Source organism: Neisseria sp. HMSC064D07, from assembly GCF_001837185.1.
Classification (GTDB): domain Bacteria; phylum Pseudomonadota; class Gammaproteobacteria; order Burkholderiales; family Neisseriaceae; genus Neisseria; species Neisseria flavescens_C.
Genome location: NZ_KV831697.1, coordinates 50318 through 56767, shown reverse-complemented (window position 1 = coordinate 56767; position 6450 = coordinate 50318). Strand labels below are relative to the sequence as shown.

Genomic DNA, 6450 nt, shown 5'->3' with positions numbered 1-6450 from the left:
AGGAATTTTGCAAAGGTCTCAGGCCGTCTGAAAACATTCAGACGGCCTTTCCTTTCCCCTCACAAAAATAGTATAAAATCCCCTTATCGTTCAAACCACAAACCCAAAACACCATGGTCAACAAACTCACTCCCCCTCCAAGCCTGCCCGATCCGCAAGACCTCCGAGCCGTTATCGCTTACAACATGCGCCTCTATCGCGTTAATCACGGCTGGTCGCAAGAAGAACTGGCACGCCAATGCGGACTTGACCGTACCTACGTCTCCGCCGTCGAGCGCAAACGCTGGAACATCGCTCTTTCCAACATCGAAAAAATCGCATCCGCACTTAAAATCGCCCCTTACAAACTGCTCCTTCCGCCGCAAGAAATGCTCCGCCAAATGACCGAGCCTGCCGATACCCAAGCCTAATTCACAACCAGGTACCATCATGACCGCCGCTCAACAAGCCATCCAAACCTACCAGCAGCAAAAAGCCGCAGCAGAAACTACCTACCGCCAAAACAACCGCCCTACCGCTTACTTCCGCGACCATATCGCCGCTGCCGAAATCCTGCTGCAAACCCTCTGGCAAATCCACTTTCCCGACAGCAACGACATCAGTCTGATTGCCATCGGCGGCTTTGGGCGTTGCGAACTCTATCCCCATTCCGACTGGGATTTAGCGATTATTTCCTCGGTTCCATTTTCAGACGGCCTGCAACAACAAACCGCCCAATTTATCCAAACCCTTTGGGACGCACGCCTCAATCCGGCCATCAAAAGCGGCAGCATAGAAGAAATCCTCCAAAGCACCCAAAACGACATTACCGGCGAAACTGCCTTTCTTGAAGCACGCCATCTCCAAGGCAATGCCAACCTTACCGCCCAACTTCTAAACAAACTCAACACACGCCGCGACACAGCCGCCTTTATCGAAGCCAAACTCCTCGAAATGGAGCAACGCCATACCAAATCCCAAGGCACAGGTGCACAACTCGAACCCAACATCAAAACCTGCCCCGGCGGCCTGCGCGACATCCACACCCTTATCTGGACAGCCAAAGCACAAGGCATAGACAGCAACCCCACCGCCCTCGTTACCGCCGGTGTCCTTACACGCACCGAAGCCGGCATGCTGGCCCATGGCTACCGCCGCCTCGCCAACATCCGTATTCACCTCCACCTTACCGCCGACCGCCCCGAAGACAGGCTGCTTTTCGACTACCAATCCCAAGTTGCCGAAAGCTTAGGCTATACCCAACCCGACATCCGCGGCAGAAGCGAAGCCCTGATGCACACCTTCTACCGCGCCACCAAAGCTATCAAACAACTCAACGGCATCCTCATTCCAGTTCTCAAAAACCATCAAACCTCCAGCCGTCCCCAACATATCCACCCCATCGACAGCCGCTACAAACGCATCGGCCACCAAATCGCCGCCAACGACCTTGCCCTGTTTGAACACAACCCCGAACACATCTTCACCATCCTCCAAACCATGCAGGAGCAAAACATCACCACCATCGAGCCGCAAACCCTGCGCGCATGGTGGGCGGCCACACGGAAAATCAACGCCCGTTTCACCCAAAACCCAGAAAACCGCCGCCGCTTCATCCAATTCTTCAAACACGGCACCGGCCTTACCCAAACCCTCCGTTTTCTCAACCTCTACGGCGTACTTGGCCGCTATCTCCCCGCATGGGAAAAAATCACCGGCCTACTCCAACACGACCTATTCCATATTTACCCCGTAGACGACCACATCCTGACCGTCGTCCGCAATATACGCCGTCTCGCCATCGAAACCCACAGCCACGAAATGCCCGAAGCCAGCGCCATCATGCAGGCCTACCCACGACCGCACATCCTCTACACCGCCGCCCTGTTGCACGACATCGCCAAAGGCCGCGGCGGCGATCACGCCAAAGAAGGCATCAAAGACGCACAACAATTCGCCGCCGACCACTACTACACCGACGAAGAAAGCCACCTCCTCGCATGGCTGGTTGAAAACCACCTGCTCATGTCCACCGTTGCCCAAAAAGAAGACATCCAAGACCCGCACGTCCTCCAAGCCTTCTGCCGCCGTATTCCCACACGCGAATACCTCGACGCACTCTACCTGCTTACCATTGCCGACATCCGCGGCACCAATCCCAAACTTTGGAACACATGGCGCGCCAGCCTGCTCCAAACCCTCTACCACAGCACCGCCGCCGTTTTAAACAGCAAAAACCACGATCCCGAACGCCTCCCCAACCGACGCGAACAAGCCGCGGCCGACCAACTCACGCGCGCAGCCGTTCCCCTCAAAAACCAACAAAAACTCCGCCGCATCCTCGGCAGCGCATACTACGTCCGCCATCAAACGCGGGAAATCCTCTGGCACACCGCAAACCTCGCCTACGACACCCAAAGTCCGGCCGTCCGCAGCCGCATCCTTCCCCAAAGCAACAGCCTTCAAGTCATGGTCTTCATGCCCAATGGCGACCGCCTCTTCGCACGCCTCTGCCGCATCTTCAGCAGCCACCGCTTCGACATCCAAGCCGCCCGCGCCTTCATTACCGAACACGACTACATCCTCGACACCTTTATCCTTCAACTTCCCGACAATCTCCCCTCCGAAGAATATCCCGACCGCCAAAGCGCACTCGAAGCCGAGCTCAACAGCTTCATCCACGGCAATACCACCGTCCAAAAACAAAGCGGCCGCCCGCACATCAGCCGCCGCATCCGCCACATCCCCATTCCGCCTACCGTAATCATCACCCCTGAAGAAGATTATCCCGGCTGGCACACCATAGACATCACCGCCGTCAACCGCCCCCACCTCCTCGCCGACATCGCAGAGACCTTCTTCGCACACAACATCAGCCTGCGCTACGCCAAAATCACCACCTTGGATCAGCGCATCGAAGACAGCTTCATCACCTACAGCCCATCCCTCCAAGACCCGCAAACCCAAAATACCCTAAAACAAGCATTGATCGAAGTCCTGACCCCATAAAGGCCGTCTGAACATCTTAAAAACATAGGGTGAGCATTTTTTGCTCACCCTAATCACATCCAAATTATAAACATCCTGAATATCCCCTGCTAAAACACTCAAGAAATCCAAAGCCTTAAAATGCGAACCAAAACTTCCTTCTGACATAAAACTACATTCCAAAATCATAACCTATATAAATATAATTCCAATAACAAAATTTCATTCACCTATTACACCAAATCCTCTTCAAAAACACTTCCTTCCAAATCTTTTCCTCATCCATATTCAAACAAAATACGCATTCAAAATAAAATCCATAAAAAACAAAAAAATAAAATCACAAAATATTAAACTCACCGATTAATCCATAAAGATACCGTCTATCTAAACCAATTAACATATTATTGAACAAGCTTAATTTCTGACAAAAAACGTCACACACCCAAACTTGTCTCCCTTCCCTGTCACAAAAAACACAAAACTGACAAAAAACGTCAACCGCCCTATTTTCTAAAATCCTGAAACTTTCAAACAAAACCTCACAAAACTTAAAAATTGAAAAATAAACTCAATAAAAACAACAAATAAAAAATAAAAAATAAAATTTTCAGCCCATTTTCCACACTTGGCACACCGATTGCTTGAAACAACACGTCCGGTAAGGCCCAAGCCTCAAAGCAGCAAGCCCGACGGAAGCTGTATATTCCTTCTTACTTTATGGTTTACTCATAATACAAAGTGCCAAGCACATTACGGACTTTTTACTTAAACATAATTATTCACACTTTCAAACTGGAGTTTTAATCAATGAAAGCAATCCAAAAAGGTTTCACCCTGATCGAATTGATGATCGTCATTGCCATCTTGGGCATCTTGGCCGTAATCGCTCTGCCTGCATACCAAGACTATACCATCCGCGCCAAAGTATCTGAAGGCTTGAGCTTGGCCGAACCTGCAAAATTGGCAGTAGCAGAAACTGCTACTGCTTTAAATGGTTTGGACTCAGTTAAAGGTATCAAAGGCGATGACAAAGGTAATACAGGTTACTCATTCCCTGAAAACGGCAGTGAATATGTAAAAACTATTACTATTGCGGATGGTGGCAAAATTACAGTAGAAACGAGAAATACTGGTGCAGATAAAGATAAAGATAAAGATAAAAATCCTGTATTTACTTTGACCCCTTCTCAAGCAAATGCTGAGGCACCTATTAAATGGGAATGTAAATTTTCTGGTGGCGAACCTAAACACGTTCCTGCTAACTGCCGAACTCCTGATACTACTAAATAATCCATAATTTTCACATCAGTAGCATTTTTCAGATAAAAGCAAATCCCATAATAATTATGGGATTTGCTTTATAAAAATAAAAAACTTGAAAACGATACACTCAAATGAATACCCCATTTCAAGCCCAAAAAGGTTTTACCCTGATTGAGCTGATGATAGTTATCGCCATCCTCGGTATTCTGGTTGTTGTCGCCATACCCACTTATCAAAACTATATCGGCAGGGCGCAAGCCTCCGAAGCGCTATACCTTGCCGACGACCTGAAAACCGAAATCAGCATTGCCTCAGCGGTAAATAACCGCCTGCCCAATGCAGAGGATGTCAGCAAACAAGGCGCAATCGGCGTTACCGCTCAACGCATCGGCGGCACATACATCCAAAACGGTGGCGTAACTGTAGAAGCAGATACAGGCAAAATCAGTATTCCTTTCGATAAAGGCCAAAACAAAGGCAAAGTCCTGACCCTAACCCCTTATCGAAATAATAACGATTCGACTTGGTTGCTCAACTGGCAATGCGGCGGAACACTGGATCCGATGATGGTGCCCGCCATGTGCCGAGACAACTCAAACGGATAACGACCAAGCATATACCTTAAGAAAAACACAAAAATACATTGCGAAGAAAACACCCCAAACAAAGCCAAATACAAACGCGGAAAACGAATCAAAGCAAAAAAACAAAACTCTCCAAAACAAGGTCATTAAGAGCCTTAATCATCACATTACGAAAATAAATGCCGTCTGAAATTCATTTTCAGACGGCCTCTTTATATCCAATTCCAATATGACATAAAGCTTTGACCTTGATTAGTTTCAGACGGCCTTCATCTTTTCACCACTACATAAAACAAATTCGCAACACTCCTTATAAGACAATTTGTCGCACATCTGAACTCAATATATAATTTAACCATACAAGTCTTTATTTTTAAGCATTTTTCATTTTCAAAACATATATTGCCTACACTGGGAGAACCATCATGCCTCATCTAAACTTGGATAAAACTGATTTAAAGATTCTGCAGGTTTTGCAGGAAAATGGGCGGTTGAGCAATGTTGAGCTTTCTGAAAAAGTGGCGCTCTCCCCTTCTCCCTGCCTGCGCCGTCTCAAACAGCTTGAAGATGCGGGCATTATTCAAAAATACGCGGCCCAGCTTTCTCCCGTATCTTTGGGCTTGGGTTTGCAGGCTTTTATCCGTGTATCGATTAGCAAGGCAAAAGATGCACGTGAGGATTTTTCCGAATCTGTCCGCGCTTGGCCGGAAGTATTGAGCTGCTTTGCTTTAACGGGTGAAACCGACTATCTGCTCCATGCCTTTTTTACCGATATGAACGCGTTTTCCCATTTTGTTTTAGACACGCTGCTTTCGCACCACGGCGTGCAAGATGCGCAATCAAGTTTTGTGTTGAAAGAAATTAAAAACACGACTGCTCTGCCTTTGGTTCATTTGGTTCAGGATTGATGATTTGAAACTGATAAAGGCCGTCTGTTGTTCAGACGGCCTTTTAAATTCCAATGGTTTGCTTTCACATCCATACACTTGTATACTTTTTAAGAATAATTCACATAAGCTTTTACTATGACCAACACCACCCATCTCGATACTAATACTGTTTCAGAACATACCAAACAATGGCTGGAAAAAGCCGTTATCGGCCTGAATCTCTGCCCGTTTGCCAAAGCGCCGCACGTTAAAAACCTGGTTCGCATCGTTGTCAGCGAAGCCCGTCATTTGGACGGTTTCCTTGAGGACTTGGATCGTGAATTGCAGCTTCTGGGCAATACGCCCGCTTCGGAATTGGAAACCACTTTACTGGTTCATCCGACGCTGTTCCCTGATTTTGAAACCTTCAACCAAATGCTGGAAATTACTGACGATGCCGTTGTAGAAAACGAATTGGAAGGGATTGTCCAAATTGCGCCGTTCCATCCTGATTTTCAATTTGAAGGCACAGAAGCCGACGACATCAGCAACTACACCAACCGTTCGCCCTACCCGACCTTGCACCTGATTCGTGAAGACAGTATTGCCAAAGCGGCTGAAGCATTTCCCGATGCCTCGGCAATTTTTGACCGCAATATCGCGCTGCTGGAAAAAATGGGGCATGAGGGCTGGGATAAATTAGACATTCCGCGTTGTCCATTTCCGCATCACAAGCCATCTGAAAACAAATAATTGGTGATGGG

6 protein-coding genes are annotated in these 6450 nt (G+C 47.8%); all 6 read left to right on the top strand.

The features are described 5' to 3' along the window. Window positions 1–113 precede the first annotated feature (113 nt). Window positions 114–410 (top strand): helix-turn-helix domain-containing protein, encoded by a 297-nt coding sequence (locus tag HMPREF2608_RS07005; protein WP_003680870.1) that lies wholly within the window; start codon window positions 114–116, stop codon window positions 408–410. A 19-nt stretch (window positions 411–429) separates the two neighbouring features. Beyond that, the gene (glnD, locus tag HMPREF2608_RS07000; RefSeq protein WP_070826443.1) at window positions 430–2988 is read left to right on the top strand and encodes a [protein-PII] uridylyltransferase; all 2559 of its coding nucleotides are present in this window, start codon (window positions 430–432) and stop codon (window positions 2986–2988) included. A 789-nt stretch (window positions 2989–3777) separates the two neighbouring features. Next, on the top strand, window positions 3778–4260 hold the full coding sequence (locus HMPREF2608_RS06995) for a pilin (RefSeq protein WP_070826442.1): 483 nt from the start codon (window positions 3778–3780) through the stop codon (window positions 4258–4260). Window positions 4261–4364: 104 nt separating this feature from the next. Further along, the gene (locus HMPREF2608_RS06990; protein ID WP_070826441.1) at window positions 4365–4838 is read left to right on the top strand and encodes a pilin; all 474 of its coding nucleotides are present in this window, start codon (window positions 4365–4367) and stop codon (window positions 4836–4838) included. A 404-nt stretch (window positions 4839–5242) separates the two neighbouring features. Next, a complete protein-coding gene (locus HMPREF2608_RS06985) occupies window positions 5243–5725 on the top strand; it encodes an Lrp/AsnC family transcriptional regulator (protein WP_003684427.1) in 483 nt (160 codons plus the stop codon). 117 nt (window positions 5726–5842) lie between these two features. Then, window positions 5843–6439, top strand: a complete 597-nt coding sequence (locus HMPREF2608_RS06980; protein WP_070826440.1) for a DUF1415 domain-containing protein — start codon at window positions 5843–5845, stop codon at window positions 6437–6439. The last annotated feature ends 11 nt before the right edge of the window (window positions 6440–6450 follow it).

What these genes read in the sequence shown, in the direction of transcription:
- HMPREF2608_RS06995 (WP_070826442.1), top strand. Translation starts at nt 3,778, where the DNA reads ATGAAAGCAATCCAAAAAGGTTTCACCCTGATCGAATTGATGATCGTC.
- HMPREF2608_RS07005 (WP_003680870.1), top strand. Translation starts at nt 114, where the DNA reads ATGGTCAACAAACTCACTCCCCCTCCAAGCCTGCCCGATCCGCAAGAC.
- HMPREF2608_RS06985 (WP_003684427.1), top strand. Translation starts at nt 5,243, where the DNA reads ATGCCTCATCTAAACTTGGATAAAACTGATTTAAAGATTCTGCAGGTT.
- glnD (WP_070826443.1), top strand. Translation starts at nt 430, where the DNA reads ATGACCGCCGCTCAACAAGCCATCCAAACCTACCAGCAGCAAAAAGCC.
- HMPREF2608_RS06980 (WP_070826440.1), top strand. Translation starts at nt 5,843, where the DNA reads ATGACCAACACCACCCATCTCGATACTAATACTGTTTCAGAACATACC.
- HMPREF2608_RS06990 (WP_070826441.1), top strand. Translation starts at nt 4,365, where the DNA reads ATGAATACCCCATTTCAAGCCCAAAAAGGTTTTACCCTGATTGAGCTG.